The sequence below is a fragment of the Enterococcus sp. DIV0724b genome (assembly GCF_050531475.1).
GTDB classification, from domain to species: domain Bacteria; phylum Bacillota; class Bacilli; order Lactobacillales; family Enterococcaceae; genus Enterococcus_L; species Enterococcus_L haemoperoxidus.
Genome location: NZ_CP172890.1, coordinates 1542246 through 1564922 on the forward strand (window position 1 = coordinate 1542246; position 22677 = coordinate 1564922).

Annotated in this window: 19 protein-coding genes; 17 read left to right on the forward strand and 2 right to left on the reverse strand. The window is 35.6% G+C overall.

What is annotated here, in order from left to right:
- Positions 1-52: 52 nt before the first annotated feature.
- The 14 genes from dnaE to IGJ02_RS07200 all read left to right on the forward strand — a co-directional run bounded on the left by dnaE (position 53) and on the right by IGJ02_RS07200 (position 17485).
- On the forward strand, positions 53-3385 hold the full coding sequence (dnaE, locus tag IGJ02_RS07135) for a DNA polymerase III subunit alpha (protein WP_430603853.1): 3333 nt from the start codon (positions 53-55) through the stop codon (positions 3383-3385).
- Between the two features lie 171 nt (positions 3386-3556).
- Positions 3557-4519 (forward strand): 6-phosphofructokinase, encoded by a 963-nt coding sequence (gene pfkA, locus IGJ02_RS07140; RefSeq protein WP_010761144.1) that lies wholly within the window; start codon positions 3557-3559, stop codon positions 4517-4519.
- A 96-nt stretch (positions 4520-4615) separates the two neighbouring features.
- Positions 4616-6373: a pyruvate kinase gene (pyk, locus tag IGJ02_RS07145; RefSeq protein WP_430603854.1), complete on the forward strand. Its 1758-nt coding sequence runs from the start codon at positions 4616-4618 to the stop codon at positions 6371-6373.
- Positions 6374-6560: 187 nt separating this feature from the next.
- Positions 6561-7580: an alcohol dehydrogenase AdhP gene (adhP, locus tag IGJ02_RS07150; RefSeq protein ID WP_430603856.1), complete on the forward strand. Its 1020-nt coding sequence runs from the start codon at positions 6561-6563 to the stop codon at positions 7578-7580.
- A gap of 271 nt (positions 7581-7851) precedes the next feature.
- The gene (locus IGJ02_RS07155) at positions 7852-8007 is read left to right on the forward strand and encodes a hypothetical protein (RefSeq protein WP_010761147.1); all 156 of its coding nucleotides are present in this window, start codon (positions 7852-7854) and stop codon (positions 8005-8007) included.
- A gap of 281 nt (positions 8008-8288) precedes the next feature.
- Positions 8289-8591, forward strand: coding sequence for a YlaN family protein (locus IGJ02_RS07160; RefSeq protein WP_010761148.1), 303 nt, complete (start codon positions 8289-8291; stop codon positions 8589-8591).
- Between the two features lie 3 nt (positions 8592-8594).
- The gene (locus IGJ02_RS07165) at positions 8595-9785 is read left to right on the forward strand and encodes an FtsW/RodA/SpoVE family cell cycle protein (protein ID WP_010761149.1); all 1191 of its coding nucleotides are present in this window, start codon (positions 8595-8597) and stop codon (positions 9783-9785) included.
- 134 nt (positions 9786-9919) lie between these two features.
- Positions 9920-13348 (forward strand): pyruvate carboxylase, encoded by a 3429-nt coding sequence (locus tag IGJ02_RS07170; RefSeq protein WP_430603858.1) that lies wholly within the window; start codon positions 9920-9922, stop codon positions 13346-13348.
- Positions 13349-13367: 19 nt separating this feature from the next.
- Positions 13368-14489, forward strand: coding sequence for a CAP-associated domain-containing protein (locus IGJ02_RS07175; protein ID WP_430603860.1), 1122 nt, complete (start codon positions 13368-13370; stop codon positions 14487-14489).
- 2 nt (positions 14490-14491) lie between these two features.
- Positions 14492-14923 (forward strand): YlbF family regulator, encoded by a 432-nt coding sequence (locus tag IGJ02_RS07180; protein ID WP_010761152.1) that lies wholly within the window; start codon positions 14492-14494, stop codon positions 14921-14923.
- Complete coding sequence (locus IGJ02_RS07185) at positions 14913-15263, forward strand: YlbG family protein (protein WP_010761153.1); 351 nt, start codon at positions 14913-14915, stop codon at positions 15261-15263. The genes IGJ02_RS07180 and IGJ02_RS07185 overlap by 11 nt, the downstream gene beginning before the upstream one ends.
- A 111-nt stretch (positions 15264-15374) precedes the next feature.
- Complete coding sequence (gene rsmD, locus IGJ02_RS07190) at positions 15375-15938, forward strand: 16S rRNA (guanine(966)-N(2))-methyltransferase RsmD (RefSeq protein WP_430603861.1); 564 nt, start codon at positions 15375-15377, stop codon at positions 15936-15938.
- Positions 15931-16434, forward strand: a complete 504-nt coding sequence (gene coaD, locus IGJ02_RS07195; RefSeq protein ID WP_430603862.1) for a pantetheine-phosphate adenylyltransferase — start codon at positions 15931-15933, stop codon at positions 16432-16434. The genes rsmD and coaD overlap by 8 nt, the downstream gene beginning before the upstream one ends.
- Positions 16424-17485 (forward strand): SepM family pheromone-processing serine protease, encoded by a 1062-nt coding sequence (locus IGJ02_RS07200; protein ID WP_430603863.1) that lies wholly within the window; start codon positions 16424-16426, stop codon positions 17483-17485. The genes coaD and IGJ02_RS07200 overlap by 11 nt, the downstream gene beginning before the upstream one ends.
- Positions 17486-17533: 48 nt before the next feature.
- Here IGJ02_RS07200 and IGJ02_RS07205 read toward each other — a convergent pair whose 3' ends face one another.
- Both IGJ02_RS07205 and IGJ02_RS07210 read right to left on the reverse strand, forming a co-directional pair.
- Complete coding sequence (locus IGJ02_RS07205; protein WP_430603864.1) at positions 17534-18355, reverse strand: PH domain-containing protein; 822 nt, start codon at positions 18353-18355, stop codon at positions 17534-17536.
- A 69-nt stretch (positions 18356-18424) separates the two neighbouring features.
- Entirely contained in the window at positions 18425-18949 is a 525-nt protein-coding gene (locus IGJ02_RS07210) for a sigma-70 family RNA polymerase sigma factor (protein WP_430603866.1), read from the reverse strand.
- 98 nt (positions 18950-19047) lie between these two features.
- On the opposite strand from IGJ02_RS07210, the gene IGJ02_RS07215 reads away from it, so the two are divergent.
- The 3 genes from IGJ02_RS07215 to IGJ02_RS07225 all read left to right on the forward strand — a co-directional run bounded on the left by IGJ02_RS07215 (position 19048) and on the right by IGJ02_RS07225 (position 22654).
- A complete protein-coding gene (locus IGJ02_RS07215) occupies positions 19048-19671 on the forward strand; it encodes a helix-hairpin-helix domain-containing protein (RefSeq protein WP_430603867.1) in 624 nt (207 codons plus the stop codon).
- A 168-nt stretch (positions 19672-19839) separates the two neighbouring features.
- The gene (locus IGJ02_RS07220; RefSeq protein ID WP_430603869.1) at positions 19840-20349 is read left to right on the forward strand and encodes a ComE operon protein 2; all 510 of its coding nucleotides are present in this window, start codon (positions 19840-19842) and stop codon (positions 20347-20349) included.
- Between the two features lie 28 nt (positions 20350-20377).
- On the forward strand, positions 20378-22654 hold the full coding sequence (locus tag IGJ02_RS07225) for a DNA internalization-related competence protein ComEC/Rec2 (protein WP_430604084.1): 2277 nt from the start codon (positions 20378-20380) through the stop codon (positions 22652-22654).
- The last annotated feature ends 23 nt before the right edge of the window (positions 22655-22677 follow it).

The window sequence follows — 22677 nt, forward strand, 5'->3', positions numbered from 1 at the left end:
ATGAAAGTTACATTTTTGATTTAAAACCATCACATGTAAAAGGAGATGTCCTATGCCCTTTCCACAATTATATACAATTACTTCCTATTCATTACTCTCCAGTACTATTCGTATTCAAGAATTAGTGCAACAAGCAAAAAAATTAGGTTATACGACGTTAGGAATTACGGATATAAATGTACTTCACGGGGCAATCGAATTTTTTGAAGTCTGTAAAAAGGAAGCAATTAAACCAATCATTGGTTTGACGTTAGATTACACCCCAAAAAAGTCCGAACAATCGGCTCAATTGTTACTCTATGCAAAAGATATAGAAGGCTACCAAAACTTGATGCGGATTTCCACTGCGAAAATGAATAGCGAAAGAATTTTTTATTTAGATGCAATTAAAGAACATTTAACGCATTTGTTTGCTGTTATGCCCTCTGACAAAGGAGAAGTTTCTTTTGCTTTAAAAAGAAATGAAGTGGAGGCCTCTGAAAGTTTAGATCAGCTAGTGCAATTATTTGACCCGTCGTCTTTTTTTGCAGGTGCCTCATTTACATGTAATCCGGAAACTGATCCAGCACTTTTTAAGTTTTATGAAGCAAAAAATCAGCCGCTCCTTGCTTTGCAGGAAACTCGTTATTTAAACCGAGAAGACGGCTTTGCGTTGAAAGTATTAGCGCACATTGATGAAGGCCAACAGATGACGTTAAATGCCGAGGAAACAAAGATTGAAGGCCCCTTTTATTTAAGAAATCAGACAGATGCAGCAGAACAATTACTCATAAAGGTGAATGAACAAGCTGTCCAAAATGCAGAAAAGCTTGCTGATTCTTGTATTTTGGAGATTCCGTTACATCAACGTTTACTACCGCATTATCCGATTCCAGAGGGGAAACAAGCAGGAGAATTTTTAAAAGAGTTATGCTTGAAGAAACTACCTGAACGCATCTCGAATGTTTCAGTTGAATATGAAGAACGGTTAGTAAAAGAACTTGATATTATTCATACGATGGGATTTGATGATTACTTCTTGATTGTATGGGATGTAATGGCCTTTGCTCATGATAGAAAAATCGTAACAGGTGCAGGTCGTGGTTCTGCTGCGGGTTCTTTAGTGTCATATGTTTTGTCGATCACAGATGTCGATCCAATCAAATACGACTTACTCTTTGAACGATTTTTAAATCCAGAAAGGCATTCTATGCCCGATATAGACTTAGATATTCCTGATAATCGGCGTGAAGAAGTGCTGCAATATGTTCGTGAAAAATATGGACATTATCATATGGCACAAATCGCTACTTTTGGTACAATGGCAGCAAAAATGGTTTTAAGAGATGTTGCTAGAGTGTTCGGTTTATCTCAAAGTGAATCAAATCGCTGGTCTAATGCCGTACCTAGTGCACTAAAAATGACCTTGAAAACAGCATATGCTGATTCAAAAAATCTTGTCGAATTAGTAAATTCATCTGAGATAAACCGCTTGTTATATGATACAGCTGTTCGTTTAGAAGGGTTACCTCGTCATGTCTCAACTCATGCAGCTGGCGTGGTGATCAGTGACTTGGATCTTTTAGATGTCGTCCCATTACAACCGGGTTCAAATGATATTTTCCTGACGCAATTTACAATGAATGATGTTGAGAAGATAGGACTACTAAAGATGGATTTCTTAGGATTGAGAAATCTATCGATCATTGATGATACGATCAAGTCGATTAAACGCGTCTACAAAAAAGAAGTGATCTTAAATCAAATTCCTTTAGATGATGAATTGACATTATCCTTGTTTAGACGAGGGGAAACAAGTGGCGTTTTTCAGTTTGAGTCAGCAGGTATCAGAAATGTTTTACGAAAACTTGGACCATCAAGTATTGAAGATATTGCGGCTGTTAATGCTTTATACCGACCAGGTCCAATGCAAAATATCGACCTGTTTATTCGCAGAAAAAAAGGGATAGAACCAATTGATTACCCAGATCCTGTTTTAGAGCCGATTTTAAAAAATACTTATGGTGTTATTGTGTATCAGGAACAAATCATTCAAGTGGCTTCTACGATGGCAGGATTTAGTCTAGGGCAAGCAGATATTTTACGACGTGCAGTAAGTAAAAAGAAAAAAGATGTACTGGATGAAGAACGCAAGCACTTTGTTGAAGGCGCAATGAAACAAGGTCATAGTGAAGAAGTTGCAACGACTATTTATGATTATATCGAGCGATTTGCTAACTATGGATTTAATCGATCTCATGCGTTTGCTTATTCTTTTATAGGCTTTCAAATGGCCTACTTAAAAGTACATTTTCCAGGGGCATTTTATGCAGCAATTCTCCATTCTGTACGACATAATCCGACTAAAATCAAAGAATATATCGGCGAAGCACGTAAAAATAAAATGGCGATCATCCAACCCTCCATCAATACTAGTCAATACAGCTTTTACCTAAACAATGATGATCAAATAACGTTTGGTTTTAGCTCGTTAAAAGGGATACGTAGAGATTTTATCCAAAATATCATAGAGGAACGTAAAGAACGTGGACCGTTTAAATCTTTTGACCAATTTCTATTGCGTATCGACCGAAAGTGGCTAAAAGCTGAAAATATTCAACCTCTAATCGCCATTGGTGCCTTTGATGAATTACAATCAAATCGCCGTCAATTAGCTGTCAGCTTAGATAGTGAAATTCAAAATATTATCTATAGCGGGGGCAGTATGAATCTTTTAGAAGATACGCTGAAATTGAAAGAAGTAGAAGTAGCCGATTACACTTTAGAAGAGAAATTAGAACAAGAAGAACAATTTCTAGGTGTTTATTTATCAGGTCATCCTACTGAGGAATTCAAAAAAACTCGTTTGGCCAAACAAGTGATGTTAGTCAGCGACGTAGTGGAAAATCAAACGGCGCGCCTATTGATTTATGTAAAAGATATCCGAGTGATTCGTACAAAAAAAGGCGAACAAATGGCTTTTGTAGAAGGTGATGACTTGACTGGGGCAATATCTTTGACACTTTTTCCTACAGTTTTCAGAACCCTTCGTCAAAATGTTGAAAAAAATCAAGTTTATTTCGTAGAAGGTAAAATAGAAAAAAGTAACTATAATCAAGAACTTCAATTATTGGTAAACCAGATTGAAAAAGCTAGTGAAATTGAAAATAGTATTAGTGCAACAACTTGTTATTTAAAAATTATTGAAGCGAAAGATCAAAAAGAGGTTCTGCAAAGCATTCACGAAGTCATTCAAAAATACAAAGGCAATACGCCGGTAATCATTTATTTTGAAAAAAATGGGAAGAAATTAGTCTTAGGAGAAGAGAATTGGGTAACGGATACAGTAGATGCAAAAGAACAATTAGAGGCGATCTTAGGTGGTCAAAATGTTGTTTTCAAATGATTTACGGTAAAAAATACTAATTGTTTTCATCTTTTTTCAATTATTTCTTCTTAAACCAAGACATTTTGCACTATTAATGGTAAAATGAGTGACGTAATATTTTTGAGTAATGAATAACTGTAACAAAATTTGTTACAGCTTAAAAGTATATTATATGAGGTGAAAGAACGAATGAAACGTATCGGTATTTTAACCAGTGGGGGAGACGCCCCAGGAATGAACGCTGCAATTCGTGCAGTAGTACGTAAAGGTATTTTTGACGGAATCGAAGTTTATGGGATCAACTACGGTTTTGCAGGTTTAGTGGCAGGAGACATCCGTCGTTTAGACATTGCTGATGTTGGTGACAAGATTCAACGTGGTGGAACATTTTTATACTCTGCTCGTTATCCAGAATTCGCAACAGAAGAAGGACAATTAAAAGGGATCGAACAATTAAAAAAATTCGGCATCGAAGGACTAGTTGTTATCGGTGGAGACGGTTCTTATCATGGGGCGATGGCTCTTACTAAACGTGGATTCCCAGCTGTTGGTATTCCAGGAACGATCGATAATGACATCCCAGGGACTGATTTTACGATTGGTTTTGATACAGCGATCAACACAGTATTAGAATCGATTGACCGTATTCGTGATACTGCAACTTCACACGTACGTACATTCGTTATTGAGGTAATGGGACGTGGCGCAGGCGATATCGCTCTTTGGTCAGGCGTAGCAGGTGGCGCTGATGAAATCATCATTCCAGAGCATGATTTTGATATGGTCAATGTTGCTCAGCGCATTAGAGAAGGCCGCGATCGTGGTAAAAAACATTGCTTGATCATTTTAGCTGAAGGTGTTATGGGCGGTAACGAATTTGCTGACCAACTTTCTGAACATGGCGATTTCCACACACGTGTATCTATTTTAGGACACGTTGTCCGTGGTGGCTCACCAAGTGCTCGTGATCGTGTATTAGCAAGTAAGTTTGGATCATATGCTGTCGAATTATTAAAAGCAGGCAAAGGCGGACAATGTATTGGTATGCTTGATAACCAAGTTGTTTCAGCGGATATCGTTGACACATTGGAAAACCACAAACATAAACCCGACTTATCACTTTATGATTTAAATCAAGAGATTTCTTTCTAAGGATGAGCTTAAAATTTGAGCTGTCTTAAGCATCGCTTGAGGAAAATAGATAATCTTCACAACGTATAAACAAAAATGGAATAGGAGCGTTTGGTAATGAAAAAAACGAAAATCGTATGTACGATCGGACCAGCTAGTGAAACTGTAGATATGCTAGTCAACTTAATGAATGCAGGAATGAATGTTTGCCGTTTGAACTTCTCACATGGTGACTTTGAAGAACATGGTAACCGCATCAAAAATATTCGTGAGGCTGCAAAAATTACAGGAAAACGTGTAGCAATCTTACTTGATACAAAAGGTCCTGAAATCCGTACGAACGAAATGGAAAATGGCGCAATCACTTTAAGAACTGGTGATTCAGTACGTCTTTCTATGACGGAAGTTTTAGGGACTAACGAAAAATTCTCAATCACTTATCCAGAATTGATCAACGATGTAAATGTTGGTTCTCATATTCTTTTAGATGATGGATTAATCGATTTAGAAGTAACTGATATCGACCGTGCTGCAAACGAAATCGTTACCCTTGTTAAAAACGAAGGCGTTCTAAAAAATAAAAAAGGTGTTAACGTACCTGGAGTTTCTGTAAATCTTCCTGGTATCACTGATAAAGATGCTGCTGATATCCGTTTTGGTATCGAACAAGGTGTTGATTTTATCGCAGCAAGTTTCGTTCGCCGTGCAACTGACGTTTTAGAAATTACTAAAATTTTAGAAGAAGAAAACGCAACCCATATCCAAATTATTCCTAAAATCGAAAACCAAGAAGGTATCGATAACATTGACGAAATCCTAAAAGTTTCTGATGGCTTGATGGTTGCTCGTGGTGACATGGGTGTTGAAATTCCAACAGAAGACGTTCCAGTTGTTCAAAAAGAATTGATCAAAAAATGTAACGCTTTAGGCAAACCAGTTATTACGGCAACTCAAATGTTAGATTCTATGCAACGTAACCCACGTCCAACACGTGCGGAAGCAAATGACGTTGCCAATGCAATCTATGACGGAACAGATGCAGTAATGCTTTCTGGTGAAACAGCTGCGGGGGATTACCCATTAGAAGCTGTTCAAACAATGGCTCGTATCGCAGTTCGTACTGAAGAAGCATTGATTAACCAAGATTCATTTGCCTTGAAACTTTACAGCAAAACAGATATGGCTGAAGCAATTGGACAATCAGTTGGTCACACTGCACGTAACTTGGGTATCCAAACTATCGTTGCAGCAACTGAATCAGGCCACACTGCTCGCATGATTTCTAAATATCGTCCAAAATCTCATATCGTTGCGATCACTTTCTCAGAACAAAAAGCTCGTAGCTTATCATTATCTTGGGGAGTTTATGCAACTGTTGCTGACAAACCATCAAGCACTGATGAAATGTTCAACTTAGCAACACACATTTCTCAAGAAGAAGGATTTGCAAGTGAAGGTGATTTGATCATCATTACAGCGGGGGTACCTGTAGGCGAGAAAGGTACAACCAACTTAATGAAGATCCAAATGATCGGATCAAAATTAGTACAAGGTCAAGGGATCGGTGAATCATCAGTTATTGCTAAAGCAGTTGTAGCAAATACAGCTGAAGAAGCAGTAGCAAATGCAGTAGAAGGTTCGATTCTAGTTGTTAAAACAACTGACAAAGATTATATGCCTGCAATCGACAAAGCAATTGCTTTGGTTGTTGAAGAAGGTGGATTAACTTCTCATGCAGCAGTTGTTGCAATTGCGAAAGATATTCCTGTAATCGTTGGTGCAGCTGATGCAACAAACTTGATTGCTAACGATGAATTAATCACTGTTGATCCTCGTCGTGGTATTGTATACCGTGGCGCAACAACAGCAATCTAAACTTTTAATTATAGCTTTAAAAAGAGTGAGAATGAATCATGCAAAATGATTCATTTTCACTCTTTTTTATGTATGTTAAACAAATTTTCTCGTATTGTGAAATTATTCTCAAAAAGACTGTTAAAACGATTTCATACATGGTAAAATATAATTGTTACCATATAATATAAAATACAGGAGTGATAGAATGAAAGCAGCTGTTGTAACGAAAGAAAATAATGGAAAAGTAGAAATCAAGGAAGTAAGTCTTAGACCACTTGAAGCTGGGGAAGCTTTAGTGGATGTTGAATATTGTGGTGTTTGTCATACTGACTTACATGTGGCTCATGGTGATTTTGGTGAAGTGCCAGGACGAGTAATCGGTCATGAAGGAATCGGGATCGTTAGAGAAATTGCTCCTGGCGTTGAAAGTGTTAAAGTAGGAGATCGTGTAAGTATTGCTTGGTTCTTTGAAGGATGCGGAACGTGTGAATATTGTATTACAGGCCGTGAAACTTTCTGTCGTCAAGTGAAAAATGCTGGATTTTCAGTAGATGGTGCGATGGCTGAACAATGTATCGTTAAAGCTGACTACGCTGTTAAAGTACCAGAAGGATTAGATCCAGCTCAGGCCAGCAGTATTTCATGTGCGGGTGTTACTTGTTATAAAGCAATCAAAGTGTCAGATGTAAAACCAGGACAATGGGTTGCTATCTACGGAATCGGTGGATTAGGTAATTTAGCGATTCAATATGCTAAAAATGTATTTAATGCTAAAGTAATTGCCGTTGATATCAATGATGATAAGTTAGAATTTGCTAAAGAATTAGGCGCTGATTTGGTTTGCAACCCACTAACAGATGGCGATGCAGGAGCGTGGATTCAAGAGAAAGTCGGCGGTGCTCACGCGGCAGTTGTTACGGCTGTTTCAAAAGTTGCCTTTAACCAAGCGGTTGATTCTGTAAGAGCTGCTGGGAAAGTCGTTGCAGTTGGATTACCGCCTGAAACAATGGATTTAGCAATCGTTAAAACTGTATTGGATGGGATTCAAATCGTAGGTTCATTAGTTGGAACACGTAAAGATTTAGAAGAAGCATTCCAATTTGGTGCAGAAGGTAAAGTAGTGCCAGTTGTAGAAACACGTTGTCTACATGAAGTCAATGACATCTTTGAAGAAATGGAACAAGGCAAAATCAAAGGTAGAATGGTTGTTGATTTAAAAAAATAAAACAATTCTAAGGTAAAAAAAAGTTAAATAGTAAAGACCCTTAAAGAAAGAGTTAAAATTCTAACTTTTAAGGGTCTTTTTTTAGAACAACGCCTCTCTTCTAATTGCTTTGATAGCTTCTTAAAATAGATTCTGTTACTATTAATAATAGAATTATGTATTTGTTAAACGAATCAATAAAAAAGAAGTATCCCATTTAACTAACGTGGTTTTCATCATAATCTAAACTATTATTTTATAAAATAAGTCATTAATTTTAGGAGGAGCAATTATGAAAGAAAGTGCCAAAGCAGGAATTTCATTTGGATGTGCATTAGCTTTAGTTATTTCGTATGTGAATTGGCACAGTATTATTTGGGCTGTGTTTCATGGTGCATTAAGTTGGTTTTATGTAATTTATTACGCAATTGTTTATGGTTTAAATTGAAATAAAAGAAAAATACTAGTTATAAAAATAACGCTTTGAGATACTATTTGTGTCGTGCTTCAATCCATCAAATGATAGAATTTAGTTATTGCTATCTATAATAAACAACTTATTTCTTTGATTAATTTTCCCTATAATCTGTAAGAATAATGAGATTTCCATTTATTTCTGTTTCATAAAAATTAAAAAAATTGTTAAACACGGGATTTTCAGGAAATTTCTGTTAATAAATGGACAAATTATGCTATAATTACATAATTAAGATGGGAGGTTTTAGTGCAATGGAATCCATTTCAAAAGATTTTGCCGTTCAGCTGTTGAACGATGATGCACAAAGGATCATGATGTTGATCCGTAATCAAAAAAATAGCCTATGTATTTCCCAATGTAAAGCCTTTGAGGAAGTCGTAGATACACAAATGTATGGTTTCTCTCGTCAAGTGACTTATGCCATTCGATTAGGTATTTTAAGTTCAAAAGAAGGACATCAATTGCTAAGTGATTTGGAAAAAGAACTTAACCAATTATATAGTGACGTTTATGAGGAAACACAAGAAAAAAAAGAGATTGGCAAGGAGGGTTAAACTTTGCCAAACAAGATAAAAAAGAGGCATCTGTTAGATTATAGTATTTTGATCCCGTACTTAGTCCTTAGTGCGATAGGCTTGATTATGGTTTACAGTTCAACATCCTCTTTACTAGTATCCAAAGGAGAACCGCCAACTGGAATGGTTGTCACGCAATTACAATTTTGGCTTTTAAGTTTGGTCGCAATGTTTTTTATTTATAAAATGAAAACTACTGTTTTTCAAATTAAAGGCTTCATTATGTTTGCGATTGTAGTTATATCCGTATTACTTCTAGCTGTTCGTTTTACAAAGTTAGGGGCTGAGATCAATGGTGCTAAAGGTTGGATTCAGATTGGGTCATTTTCAATGCAACCAGCCGAATACCTTAAAATTATGGTCATCTGGTACCTAGCTTATATTTTAGGTCGAAGACAGAAATATATCGACAAAGAATTTAAAAAAGCTGTTTTTAGACCAATGCTTTTGGTTGGTTTTTTAATTTTCCTTGTAGCGATTCAACCCGATTTAGGTAATGCGGCAATTTTGACTTTATTGGTGATTATCATGGTGCTTGCCAGCGGTGTTAATTATATGTACACATATCTTGTTGGTGGTGTTGGCATTATAGGTAGTATCGCTGTGATTCAAACCTTGCTTTTAACTGGAGGAAGTTTTATTCCAGATCGGTATCAATATGTGTATCAACGTTTTGCAATTTTTTTAAACCCGTTTAAAGACGAACGGAATGCAGGACATCAGTTAGCAAATTCTTATTTCGCTATTAATAATGGTGGTTGGTTCGGAAAAGGCTTAGGAAATAGCATTCAGAAAAAAGGTTTTTTACCTGAGGCTCATTCAGATTTTATCTTTGCTATTACGATTGAAGAGTTAGGCTTATTGGTATCACTTATGATACTAGCAATTTTAATGTTTATGATTGCTCGGATTATTTTAGTTGGGGTGCGCTCTAAAAAACCATTTAACTCATTGATGTGTATCGGTATTGGCTCAATGTTACTGTTACAGGTTTTTATCAATTTAGGTGGTATTACAGGTGTAATTCCTTTAACAGGAGTAACGTTTCCTTTCTTAAGTCAAGGAGGAAATAGTGTACTGATTATTTCTATCGCTGTCGCTTTTGTACTAAATATCAGCGCAGACGAGAAAAAGCAAAAAATGGACCAAGAATACCAATTACTTGGTAATTAATAAATGAAGACAAATATAGGATGAAACAAAAGCGACTACTTTGCTCCAATTCGATTGCATCACGAAGGATTTGAATTGAGAAGTGAGCTAGGTACTGCTGTTTTAGCCTCAACAAAACGGGTAGGAGTGAAAAAATGAAAAAAGTTTTAGTAGCAAATCGTGGAGAAATTGCAATTCGAATTTTTAGAGCCTGCACAGAGATGCACATCGGGACAGTGGCAATCTATGCAGCGGAAGATGAATATTCAGTTCATCGTTTTAAAGCGGATGAAGCGTATTTAGTTGGTAAAGGTAAAAAGCCAATTGAAGCCTACCTTGACATGGAAGATATTATCCGGATCGCTAAAAAATCTGGTGTTGACGCCATTCACCCTGGTTATGGATTTTTATCCGAAAATTTAGAGTTTGCTCGTCGTTGTGAAGAAGAAGGACTTATTTTTGTTGGCCCTTCATTACATCACTTAGACATTTTTGGAGATAAAATCAAAGCAAAAGAAGCGGCTGTTGCAGCTGGTATTGCGTCTATACCTGGTTCTGATGGGCCGGTGGATACAATCGAAGGCGTTTTAGAGTTCGGCCGTACACATGGTTTTCCGATTATGATTAAAGCCGCACTTGGTGGTGGTGGTCGCGGAATGCGAGTAGCTCACGATGAAAAAGAAGCTAGAGAAGGCTATGATCGAGCTAAAAGTGAGGCAAAAGCCGCTTTTGGTTCAGATGAGGTCTATGTAGAAAAATATATCTCAAATCCAAAACACATTGAGGTTCAAATCTTAGGGGATACTCATGGAAATGTGGTTCATTTATTTGAACGTGATTGTTCAGTTCAACGTCGTCATCAAAAAGTTGTAGAAGTTGCGCCATGTGTGTCAATGAACGAAGAAAAACGTAAAGAAATCTGTGATGCTGCGGTTCAACTGATGAAACATGTTAATTATGTCAATGCAGGGACTGTTGAGTTTCTTGTTGAAGGGGATCATTTTTATTTTATCGAGGTAAATCCTCGTGTTCAAGTAGAGCATACAATTACAGAAATGATTACAGATATTGATATTGTAGTCTCTCAATTGCAAATCGCTCAAGGGCTTGATCTACATAAAGATATGAAGATCCCACAACAAGAACAAATCACTTTAAATGGAGCTGCTATCCAATGCCGGATCACAACCGAAGATCCGCTGAATCACTTCATGCCGGATACTGGCAAAATCGATACGTACCGTTCACCAGGTGGTTTTGGTGTTAGGTTGGATGTAGGGAATGCGTACTCAGGTGCTGTAGTGACACCATACTTTGACTCTCTTTTAGTAAAAGTTTGTACACATGGTTTCACTTTTGAAAAAGCAATTCAAAAGATGGAGCGTTGTTTAAGAGAATTTAGAATTCGTGGTGTTAAAACTAATATTCCATTTTTACACAAAGTAATTGCTCATCCTGAATTTCAGTCTGGTGAAGCCAAAACGACATTTATTGATAGTACGCCACAATTATTTGAATTTCCGAAATTAAGAGACCGTGGTAATAAAACCATGAAATATATTGGCGAAGTAACGGTCAATGGGTTTCCTGGAATTGAAAAATCAACGAAAAAATACTTTGATGCACCACGTGTTCCAACTGATTTAGAGTTACGTAGTGATTATGTGACTGCTAAAAATATTTTAGATAAAGACGGTGCAAAAGGCGTAATCGATTGGGTTAAAAAACAAGAAAATGTTTTATTGACTGATACGACTTTCCGTGATGCACATCAAAGTTTATTAGCAACTCGCGTGAGAACACAAGATTTCAAAGAAATCGCACGATTGACTGGTGAAGGATTACCTGAGCTATTTTCTAGTGAAATGTGGGGCGGGGCAACCTTTGACGTTGCTTATCGTTTTTTGAATGAAGATCCATGGCAAAGATTACGTAAAATTCGTAAGCTAATGCCTAATACGTTATTACAAATGCTGTTTAGAGGATCGAATGCTGTTGGCTATCAAAATTATCCAGATAATGTTATTGAAGAATTTATTAAAGAGTCAGCAAAACAAGGTATTGACGTTTTCCGTATTTTTGATAGTTTGAATTGGTTACCACAAATGGAAAAAAGTATTCAAACAGTTAGAGACACAGGGAAAATTGCAGAAGCTGCTATTTGTTATACAGGTGATATCAATGATCCAACGAGAGCAAAATATAATGTTGAATATTACAAAAATATGGCAAAAGAACTTGAAAAAATGGGTGCCCATATTATTGCAATCAAAGATATGGCTGGTTTATTAAAACCACAAGCTGCGTATCGTTTAATTAGTGAGCTAAAAGATACAACGGATTTACCGATTCATCTGCATACTCATGATACAAGTGGTAATGGTATTATCACCTATTCAGCTGCGACTAAAGCTGGTGTAGATATCGTAGATGTAGCAACAAGTGCAATGAGTGGTGCAACAAGTCAGCCGAGCATGAGCAGTTTATATTATGCTTTAGTCAATGGAGACCGTACACCAGATGTTAACATCGACAATACGCAAAAGATCAACCATTATTGGGAAGATGTTCGTATGTATTATCAACCATTTGAAAATGGCTTGAATGCACCACAAACAGAAGTCTATATGCATGAAATGCCAGGTGGACAGTATTCTAATCTACAACAACAGGCTAAAGCTGTTGGACTAGGCCATCAATGGGATGATATTAAAAAAATGTATCATACCGTCAACTTGATGTTTGGTGATATCGTAAAAGTGACACCCTCTTCAAAAGTTGTTGGTGATATGGCACTGTTTATGGTTCAAAATAATTTAACTGAACAAGATATCTATGATAATGGAGAAGAATTAAGTTTTCCAGAATCAGTAGTGACGTTTTTCCAAGGAGATCTAGGTCAACCAGTAGGCGGATTTCCTAAGGATTTACAAAAAATTATTTTGAAAGGACGTCCGGCCTTTACAGAAAGACCAGGAAGTTTGGCAGCACCTGTAAAATTTGATAAAGTAAAAGCAGAATTGGCTGAAAAGATCGGCTATGAACCAAAACTAGAAGAGATATTGAGCTATTTAATGTATCCTCAAGTATTCTTGGATTATCGTACCTCTTATCAAAATTTTGGTGATGTTACTTTGTTGGATACGCCAACATTTTTCCAAGGGATTCGTCAAGGAGAATCTGTAGAAGTTCAAATCGAAAAAGGGAAAACTCTGATTATTCGTCTAGATGAAATCGGTGATCCCGATATTGAAGGAAACAGAGTACTATTTTTCAATTTGAACGGACAACGTCGTGAAGTCGTTATCAAAGATACCTCTATCAAATCTTCTGTTCAAGCAAAACGTAAGGCTGAACCAACCAATAAAGAGCAAATCGGAGCAACAATGTCTGGCTCTGTCCTCCAAGTTTTAGTAAGCAAAGGAGATAAAGTTAAAAAAGGCGATGCTTTACTTGTAACGGAAGCGATGAAGATGGAAACAACGATCGAAGCACGTTTTGATGGTATAGTTGAACATATCTATGTTTTTGAAGAGGAACCGATCAGTTCAGGTGATCTATTAATTGAAGTAAAAGAAAATTAAAAGAAAAGTGGGGGAAAAGATGAAACGATTTTTAGCTTTCTTAGGCGTTTTCTTTGTAGTCCTGATAGGTGGTTATTTACAACCTGTCTTTTTCCCTGCTGATAAAATGCAGCAAGAAGCAGATAAAGGGAGACCAATCGTCTCCCACACTGCTTTACCTTATGAAGAAATTTTAACTTCTGGTTATGCTGCTTATATAGGTGGAAAAATCACTGATTTTGTTGCTGAGTTTGGTGAGCCACTTGAAAAACACAAGACAGGAATGGGTTATGAACTTTGGATTTATGGTGAAGAAGATGCTGATTATTTAGAAGTGAATATCCAAGAAGAAAAAATTTCTGCAATCAAAGCTTTTAATGATTCAAAAGAAACAACACCATTTTCAATTGGAATGAAATTATCAGATGTTTCAGAATTGATGACTATTTATTCAAATTTTGCATTTACATATAAAGAGAGTAGCTATAATGTCGAATTAATGGAAGAAGATATGAATTATCGTCCTTTAATTGCTTTTGACAATAAGACATTTGCTATTTTATTTTTTAATCATGGTACTGGTAAACTTTCAGCTGTGACGTACTTAGACAAAAAATCATTATTGACGCTAATGCCCTATCAACTTCTTGAAGGCGAAGCCACTCCACTTCCTATAAATGAACAGTTGAATGGTTTTGATGCGGTTAAAAGTAATCAGGTTATCCGAATAATCAATTTGTTAAAGCTTAAAGAAGGTTTACCTATCTATTATACGAACACAGACAGTCAAAAGAATGCTCAGAAACTCTTTGAGACCTTAAACAAAAATCAAAAAAATATCCTTTCACCGGAACGAGCAGAAAGTTGGCAGTTTAGCAAAGAACAAATGACTTCAGAAGCTATTTTCACATTGACGAATGATGAATATCAAAAATTGTTGAAGGCTGGTCAATCAGATAAGAAAAAAGCGACAGGTATGTATACTGAGCCAATCTATGATCCAACATTCACAGTGCTTTCGTGGTTTTCTGATTCATTATATCATTCTCGCTTTGCACACCAAGAAAATGAAAACATTGGCGTTGCTTTCTCTAAAGCAAGTATGTTAGTCTTATTACAAGAGACAGAAAAAGAAATATCTCAAACAGAGGAAAGTGAATAAGTATGATAGTGACAGAAAAACTTTTTGAAATAGAAGATCAAACAGAAAAACTTGTTCAAGCAATTTTAACAAGTGACAGCATTGAATCTTATAAAATAAATCGTCAAACAATGTATGCATCAAAAGATGTACGAGACAAACAAAAAGCATTTTTGGATGCAAAAGATGCCTTTGAACGGATCGAAGCATATGGGAATCATGCACCAGACTTTCGTACTAAACAACGAGCAGTTCGTCAGGCCAAAAGAGCATTGGATGTAAGTGATGAAGTCGCTGAATTCCGTTTTTCTGAAACAGAGATTCAAACGATTTTAGATTTGGTAGGTATGGCGGTAGCTAAAACAATTTCAAATGATATTAAAGTAGATGCCGGAAATCCTTTCTTTGAAAAAGGGAGCCATTCAGGTTGTGGAGGTAATTGTCATGCAAGTTAATGAAGAAAAAGAATTTGTAATACAAAAACGACGCTGTTTGGTTGTATGGGTATACAGCTTAAAGCAATTGAAAACATTGAAGCGTTTCGGACTGATTCACTATGTATCTCGTCGGATGAAATACGTTGTTATCTATATGAATGAAGAAGATATTGAAAGTTCAGAAGCTAAAATCAATGGGTTGCATTTTGTCCGTAAAGTGGAACGATCATATCGTCCTGATGTAGAAATGAATTTTGCTGAAAAAATCGGTACTAAAGCTGCTTACCAGTATGAAAAAGAAGAAGGCTTTGAAGTTGAGGAATTAAGTACTCAAATTCGTTTAGCTGAAAATGTGTAAAAATTAAGATGGAAAATGTGAACGAACTTCAAACATTTTTCATCTTTTTTTCTGTATATTTGATATACTATTAACATATATTGGACGATTATGTAAAGGAGCGTTAAAAAGATGCGAGTTATTTCAGGAGAATATGGGGGACGGCGTTTAAAAGCACTAGATGGCGATAATACTCGACCTACTACTGATAAGGTAAAAGAATCGATTTTTAATATGATCGGTCCATATTTTGATGGAGGAACGGCATTAGATTTATATGCAGGCAGCGGTGGTCTTGCAATTGAAGCTGTGTCTAGAGGTATGGATTTAGGGATTTGTATTGAAAAAAACTTCTCTGCCGTTAAAATTATTAAAGAAAATATTGACATAACAAAAGAACCAGCCAAGTTTATCATCAAGAAAATGGATGCCAATAAAGCATTGGAATTTTTGAAAGAAGAAAAAACAAAAGTCGATTTAGTTTTGCTTGATCCACCGTATGCTAAACAGGAAATTGAAAAGCAAATAGAGCGAATGCTTGTGTATGATTTACTAAGTGAAGACGGAGTTATTGTTTGTGAAACGGATAAATCTGTCAAACTTCCCGAAAATATTGGTACATGTGTAAAAACTCGTGAAACAACGTATGGTATCACGCAAATAACAATTTATAGACAGGAGGTAAGTAATGACTAAAATTGCTCTTTTTCCTGGAAGTTTCGATCCTTTAACAAATGGTCATTTAGATCTGATTGAACGGAGCACGAAACTATTTGATAAAGTCATTGTAGGGGTTTTTGTGAATACCAACAAAAAAGCTCTTTTTACTGTTGAAGAAAAACTTGTTTTAATTAAAAAAGCGGTCGCACATTTAGAAAATGTGGAAATAATCATTCAAGAAACAAAGCTTACCGTTGAAAGTGCGTCAGATTTAGGTGCTAACTTTTTAATTCGAGGAATAAGAAATGTAAAAGACTACGAGTACGAAAAAGATATTGCGATGATGAACCATCACCTAGCACCTGAATTAGAAACCATTTTTTTGTTAGCAGATGAAAAATATGCGCATATTAGTTCGAGTTTATTAAAAGAAGTGCTGAAATTTGGTGGAGATGTTTCCCATTATTTACCAAAGAGTGTCAGTCAAGCACTAAACCAAAAGAATCGTGAGATGAAGCCAAATGAAGAATGAGCATGAAGAAAAAATTTCGATCAAATCGATGCTGCCTTTTGCAGTAATCATATTATTGATCATTCTAATGATTTTCCCTATTCCATATTACATCGAAGGTCCCGGAACAACTGAGAATTTAAAAGAATTTGTAACAGTGAACAATAAAAAGGATTCAGATCCAGGTGCCTTTTATTTAACAACAGTGGGCGTTCGTAAAGCAACATTAGCTTCAGCGCTAAAAGCAAAATTTTCGAATTTTGAAGAATTGGTTAGTAAAGAAGAGTTGATGGGATCAAGCACAAGCAGCGAATACGATCGAATTCAGCAATATTATATGGATTCTTCAAAAAATGCTGCTATTGAGCAAGCGTTAAAACTCGCTGATGTACCCTATAAAATGAATTTTAAAGGTGTATATGTTTTAGCAATAGAAGATAATTCAAGTTTTAAAGGAAAAATTTCTGTTGGAGATACTGTTACAGGCATCGACGGGAAAACGTTCAAAAGCAGTGAAGAATTTGTGAATTATGTAAAAAATCAAAAGGTTGGACAAAAAGTTACTGTAAGCTATTTACAAGATGGTAAGTCAAAAGAGGCAGAAGGTAAATTGATTGAATTGCCCACAGATAAAAAAGCAGGTATTGGAATTGGCTTAACTGATCATACAGAAATCGAGTCTTCAGTTCCGGTTGAAATTGATGCAGGAGATATTGGAGGACCATCAGCAGGTTTGATGTTCACCTTGGAGACCTATGAGCAATTAACGCAAAAAGGAATTCGCAGAGGGCATAAAATCGCCGGAACAGGTACGATCAATACTCAAGGAGTCGTTGGCCGGATCGGCGGTATTGACAAAAAGGTTGTCACAGCTAGCAAAAACGAAACCGAAATCTTCTTTGCACCTGATGACGAGATCACTAAGGAAATGAAAAAAGCTGAACCAGATCTCAAAACCAATTATGAAGAAGCAAAAGCCGCTGCTGAAAAAATTGGAACAAAGATGAAAATCATACCTGTTAAGAATGTGCAGGATGCATTGGATTATCTTGAAACATTGAAAGAAAAATAAACAAAAGAACAACGAAGACTTTTTTACTTCGTTGTTCTTTTACTTATTTTAGTATAAAAGCCACATGGAAATCATTTGCAAAGCAGGTTCTGTAGTAAAATCAAACAATGATTTCGTTGGTCCGATGTGAAAGAAGCCTCCCAAAGCTAAGAGGATAAGAAAAATCACAGCAACTGCAAGGGGTAAAGAATACATAATTTTATAAGCCAATACAGGATTATTTACAACTCGATCAAATCTATGTTTTCGGTAAATGTTTCTCGTAACAAGAATATCTTGCAATGCTGGGATTTCTGATAATTGCCTCTTTAAAATATCAGCATCTCGTTGCCCTAATAATTCTGAAAAAATATGATTTTCCGATTCAAAATCAAAAGTATACGTGTAAAGTGCTACTCGTTTAGGTGGAAAAGAGTCATCCCAATCAAAATAGTTCATTTTATTTTCTTTTAATGTGATTGCCTTGATTGTTGTATAAGGATAACTAAAAAATTTTTTTTGATCTAAAAATTCTATGATTGTTGTAAAAATCATTCGTTGATTGGTGAAAATCAGAATCCGATTTCCCCTAAGATCATTGAAATTTTTAACATAAGCTTTTGCTTCTTCTGATTCAGGGTGATACATACCCAAAAGACCAAGACCAACAGCAGAAGCATTTTGGCCGTCATTTGTCATAGGGAGATAGGCATGGATTTCTTCTCCTTCTTCTAAGTACGGCTTCACTTTTTCGATAAAGTCTTGTAAAAATATATACATTTTTGTTTGATTGAATAGATTCTGTTTCTGTTGTTGATTCAATTCGTTTTTTGAATTTTTGTCTATTTCGTTATTAAGTTGATTAATCACTGCTTTGAATGGATTTGCCATTTGGAATTCCTCCTTAGTTTAAAAAGTGTAGCCCGCAAAACAAGATATATAAGGGCGTAACAGGCTCTTTTATACATTCAAATCGAATTGTTGTTTAATTTTTTTCCGTCCTCTGGATAGATGATTATAAACCTGTGAAACATCCATCTTTAATTCTTTTGCTATGTCACTTGGTGTATCTTGATAATAGTAGTATTTTAGGAAAATCAATTGATCTTCTTCAGTTAAATAGTTCAACAAATCCAAGAAGTTTTCTTTTTCAAAATATTTATCTTCTGAAGCATGCTCAGGTAGTTGCGCCATTGGAATAATATTTTGTTCACGAATGATCGAGCGTTTTTTATCCAAACAAATATTACGTGTAATCGTTAAACTCCACGTCTTCAAACTACTCTTATCTGCATCATAACTAGAAATTTTCTGCCAAATACGATAAAAAACCTCATTTTCTGTTTCTTTTCGAAAGGTTATTTCCTCTGGATGATTTAAGATTGCCCGGATACATTTAACGATATCTGTACCAAGAAAATCAATGAACTTTTCTAACCCCAAAAAATCTTTCTTTTGTAATAACAAAATAATTTCCTTCTCCATCTTTATCACCTTCTTACTCTATTATACGATGAACTTTTTTATTTTCTATCATGAAAAAATAAAAAGAATGCGTACCTTTATTTAGAAGGGGGAAAATCATGGATTATCGTATGTTGTTAAAGAAATACAAGCAGTATATATTCGGCGGTATAATTTTGCTTATCGTGGCTTGTAGTATTATTGTCTTTTTTTTAGTGAATGCCACTTCTAATAAGCAGCCTGATGATGAGTTGGCTATACCTTTATTCAGTTCGTCTCAGTCAAACGAGACAGAATCATACTCTCAGCAAATATACGTGGATATAAAGGGTGCTGTGGTAAAACCAGGAATGTATGAAGGAAATGCGAATATGCGTGTCTGGGACGCTGTGATGCTTGCTGGAGGGGTAAGCGATACGGCAGATACAAAACAAGTCAACTTTTCTGAGCGAATTGTAGATCAGATGATCATTTATGTTCCTAAGATAGGTGAAGAAGTAGAGGTGCCTGAGAAAAGTAGTGCATCACAAGAAAGCCAAAGTAAAGATACAAGCAAAATCAATCTTAATCAAGCCAGTGAGACTGAATTACAAACTTTACCAGGCGTTGGTCAAAAGAAAGCACAAGAAATCATTCGTTATAGGGAAGAAAACGATGGGTTTAAAAGCATTGAAGATTTAAAGAATATTTCAGGTTTTGGTGAAAAAACTTTTGATAAATTAAAAGAGTCAATTACTACGTAAACATATTACTTGAGCTAAAGGGATGGAAGTCTAACTATTTTACAAATATCTTATGCAGGTTCTTGACGAGACTTTTTCTATAATTTACTATTTGTATATCCTATTAATAATTTGAAAATCAGCAAAAATAGTTTTTACAATAAATACTTACAAAAAAAGGAGCAGAATATGACATTAGAACGAATTCCTTGGGATCAATATTTTATGGCACAAAGTGTATTATTATCATTAAGAAGTACTTGTACTCGTCTAGAAGTTGGTGCAACGGTAGTTAGAGACAAACGCATCATTGCTGGTGGTTATAATGGATCAGTTAGCGGAGATGTTCATTGTATTGATGACGGTTGTTATATGGTCGACGGTCACTGTGTTCGAACGATCCATGCTGAAATGAATGCCATCTTACAGTGTGCTAAGTTTGGTATTCCGACGGAAGGTGCTGAAATTTATGTGACCCATTTTCCATGTTTGCAATGCACTAAGATGATCTTACAAGCAGGAATCAAAAAAATACATTATCTAAAAGATTATCGGAATAACGAATATGCTATGGCTTTGATCAAGCAAGTTGGCGCAACTGTAGATCAAGTCACACTATCAAAGAAATACTTTGCTGAATTACAATTAGGGGAAGAAGAGACTGCTTCAGTGGAAGAAGCACCTCAAACAGGTCAATAATTACTGGATTTTTCCAGTATTATTAGCTATAGGAACAGTTTTTTTAGTTTTAGAACCAAGCATTCTAACAGGTACTATTTGGTTTTATTTTATTAGTCGAGTTCTTTGGACGGGAAACAAGGCGATTATCAGCATTAGTTTTTTGTGTATATTCATTCTGACGATTTCTTGCTTTAAAACCATAGATAAAGAACAACAAGAAAAGCTTCCAGAAGCAACTGAAATGAAAGGACACTTATCTGTATTACCTGATAAATTTAAAATCGATGGTGATCGTCTTCAATTAGAGGGAAGTTTCTTTACACTAAAAAAAGAAAAACGTAAAGTAGTGGCCTTTTATCGACTTACATCTGAACAGGAAAAACTGAGCTGGCAAAAAGAGACTCGACCAATAAAAATTAAACTATCAGGTGAATTTGAAACACCATTAGCACAAACCAATCTCAATGGGTTTGATTATCGAAAGTATTTAAAAGAAAATGGAATATATCAAACATTATCGATTAGTAGTATCTATAAAATTGAAACTGAAAGTTCAAAACTTTATGATGGTTTAGCCTGGTTAAGTCGTTACAGAAAAAAAGCTATTGATTACTGTGACGATAAATTTTTGAAAGAAACAGCAATGCATCTTAAAACGTTGATTTTTGGGTTTAAATCTAGTGAGTTTTATCAAAAAGAAGGCATGTTAGCAAATTTAGGTATTCTTCATTTATTTAGTTTATCTGGAATGCATGTGACATTTTTTGTTGGATGCTTTAGGTATTTATTTTTACGATGTGGGATCACCAGCGAAAGGCTATTTTGGATGCAGCTATTGTTTTCAATTGCTTACGCAGGATTAACTGGCTTTTCCATCAGTGTTGTTCGTGCGTTGATGCAAAGTATGATTTCACTTACAAATCGCAAATTTAAATGGTGTTTATCTGGGTTAGATTGTTGGAGTGTGTCATTAATGGTCAGCTTGATTTTTCAACCGTATTTATTATTTTCTGCAGGTGGCCAGTTAAGTTACGGTTTATCTTTTTTTATTTTATATGTGCATCCTATTGTAGCAAGAATAAAGAATCATTATATTCAGATGTATTGTTTTTCTCTGTTGTTAAACATTACGATGATTCCTTTGATAGGGCTAACATTTTTTGAATGGCAGTTAACAAGTAGTCTTTTTACCTTTTTATTATTACCAATTTTTGAAAAAGCAATCTTGCCGATGTTAACCATTAGTTTGTTAAGTTCATTTGTCTGCAAAATCAAGTTATGGATTGATGGTTTAGAATTGTATTTTGTGATTCAACAATCCATTTTTGAATGGCTAAGTCGTTACAGCACGCTTACATTGATTACGGGAGCATTTTCACCAGTGCTTTTTCTGTTGATTTGTATTTTCCTTTTCTTCTTCCTTCACTTGATATATATACGTTCAAAAAAAGCCTATTTAATAGGAGCAGGGCTATTGTTGTTGATGAACAATAAGTATTTTTCTCCTAAGGGGACGATTGCTTTTATCGATGTTGGACAAGGAGACAGTATCTTTATTCAAACGCCATTTCATCAAGAAAATATTTTGATTGATACGGGTGGAAAGGTTAATTTTGAAAAAGAAAAATGGGCTGTTAAAACAAAGCAAACAGCGAATGCTGATTATTCGGTGATTCCTTATTTGAAAAGTAAAGGGGTAAAGTATCTTGACAAAGTTTTGATTAGTCATGGAGATATGGATCACTGCGGTGATTTGCTTGCACTCAATGAAAAAATTCCGATTCGTTCACTTTATTTCCCTGTAGGGACAGAAAACAAACCTGCTTTTCGACAGATACTAGAGCGATTAAAACTCAAGGGAACAAGAAGCTATCCAATCTTAGCTGGCGCATCGATCAGTCGTTCGATTTCTTTAAAAATACTTGCTCCAATTGTTCCAGGAACGGGTGAAAATAAAGATTCAATGGTGGTTTATACGAAGGTATCCGGCCGTAGCTTTTTATTTACAGGTGATTTGGAAAAAGAAGGGGAACAACAAATGATAAAACAATTTCCAACATTGAAAGTAGATGTATTAAAAGTAGGTCATCATGGGAGCAAAACGTCATCTGATTCTTTATTTATTCAAACGATTGCTCCGACAGATGGTATCATTTCTTGTGGGCGTAATAATCGATTCAATCATCCACATGAAGAAACAGTAACTACCTTAAAACAAGAGGGGGTAACTCAATTTCAAACAGATAAAAATGGAATGATTTATTATGAATGGACACCATTTTCAAAAATGTCTCGAGCTAAAATAATCATGGAAGAAGACTAGCATTTCTTGAAGTGCCATGATAG

Coding starts and splice junctions, on each gene's coding strand:
- dnaE (WP_430603853.1), top strand. CDS start 53: ATGCCCTTTCCACAATTATATACAATTACTTCCTATTCATTACTCTCC.
- pfkA (WP_010761144.1), top strand. CDS start 3,557: ATGAAACGTATCGGTATTTTAACCAGTGGGGGAGACGCCCCAGGAATG.
- pyk (WP_430603854.1), top strand. CDS start 4,616: ATGAAAAAAACGAAAATCGTATGTACGATCGGACCAGCTAGTGAAACT.
- adhP (WP_430603856.1), top strand. CDS start 6,561: ATGAAAGCAGCTGTTGTAACGAAAGAAAATAATGGAAAAGTAGAAATC.
- IGJ02_RS07155 (WP_010761147.1), top strand. CDS start 7,852: ATGAAAGAAAGTGCCAAAGCAGGAATTTCATTTGGATGTGCATTAGCT.
- IGJ02_RS07160 (WP_010761148.1), top strand. CDS start 8,289: ATGGAATCCATTTCAAAAGATTTTGCCGTTCAGCTGTTGAACGATGAT.
- IGJ02_RS07170 (WP_430603858.1), top strand. CDS start 9,920: ATGAAAAAAGTTTTAGTAGCAAATCGTGGAGAAATTGCAATTCGAATT.
- IGJ02_RS07175 (WP_430603860.1), top strand. CDS start 13,368: ATGAAACGATTTTTAGCTTTCTTAGGCGTTTTCTTTGTAGTCCTGATA.
- IGJ02_RS07180 (WP_010761152.1), top strand. CDS start 14,492: ATGATAGTGACAGAAAAACTTTTTGAAATAGAAGATCAAACAGAAAAA.
- IGJ02_RS07185 (WP_010761153.1), top strand. CDS start 14,913: ATGCAAGTTAATGAAGAAAAAGAATTTGTAATACAAAAACGACGCTGT.
- rsmD (WP_430603861.1), top strand. CDS start 15,375: ATGCGAGTTATTTCAGGAGAATATGGGGGACGGCGTTTAAAAGCACTA.
- coaD (WP_430603862.1), top strand. CDS start 15,931: ATGACTAAAATTGCTCTTTTTCCTGGAAGTTTCGATCCTTTAACAAAT.
- IGJ02_RS07200 (WP_430603863.1), top strand. CDS start 16,424: ATGAAGAATGAGCATGAAGAAAAAATTTCGATCAAATCGATGCTGCCT.
- IGJ02_RS07205 (WP_430603864.1), bottom strand. CDS start 18,355: ATGGCAAATCCATTCAAAGCAGTGATTAATCAACTTAATAACGAAATA.
- IGJ02_RS07210 (WP_430603866.1), bottom strand. CDS start 18,949: ATGGAGAAGGAAATTATTTTGTTATTACAAAAGAAAGATTTTTTGGGG.
- IGJ02_RS07215 (WP_430603867.1), top strand. CDS start 19,048: ATGGATTATCGTATGTTGTTAAAGAAATACAAGCAGTATATATTCGGC.
- IGJ02_RS07220 (WP_430603869.1), top strand. CDS start 19,840: ATGACATTAGAACGAATTCCTTGGGATCAATATTTTATGGCACAAAGT.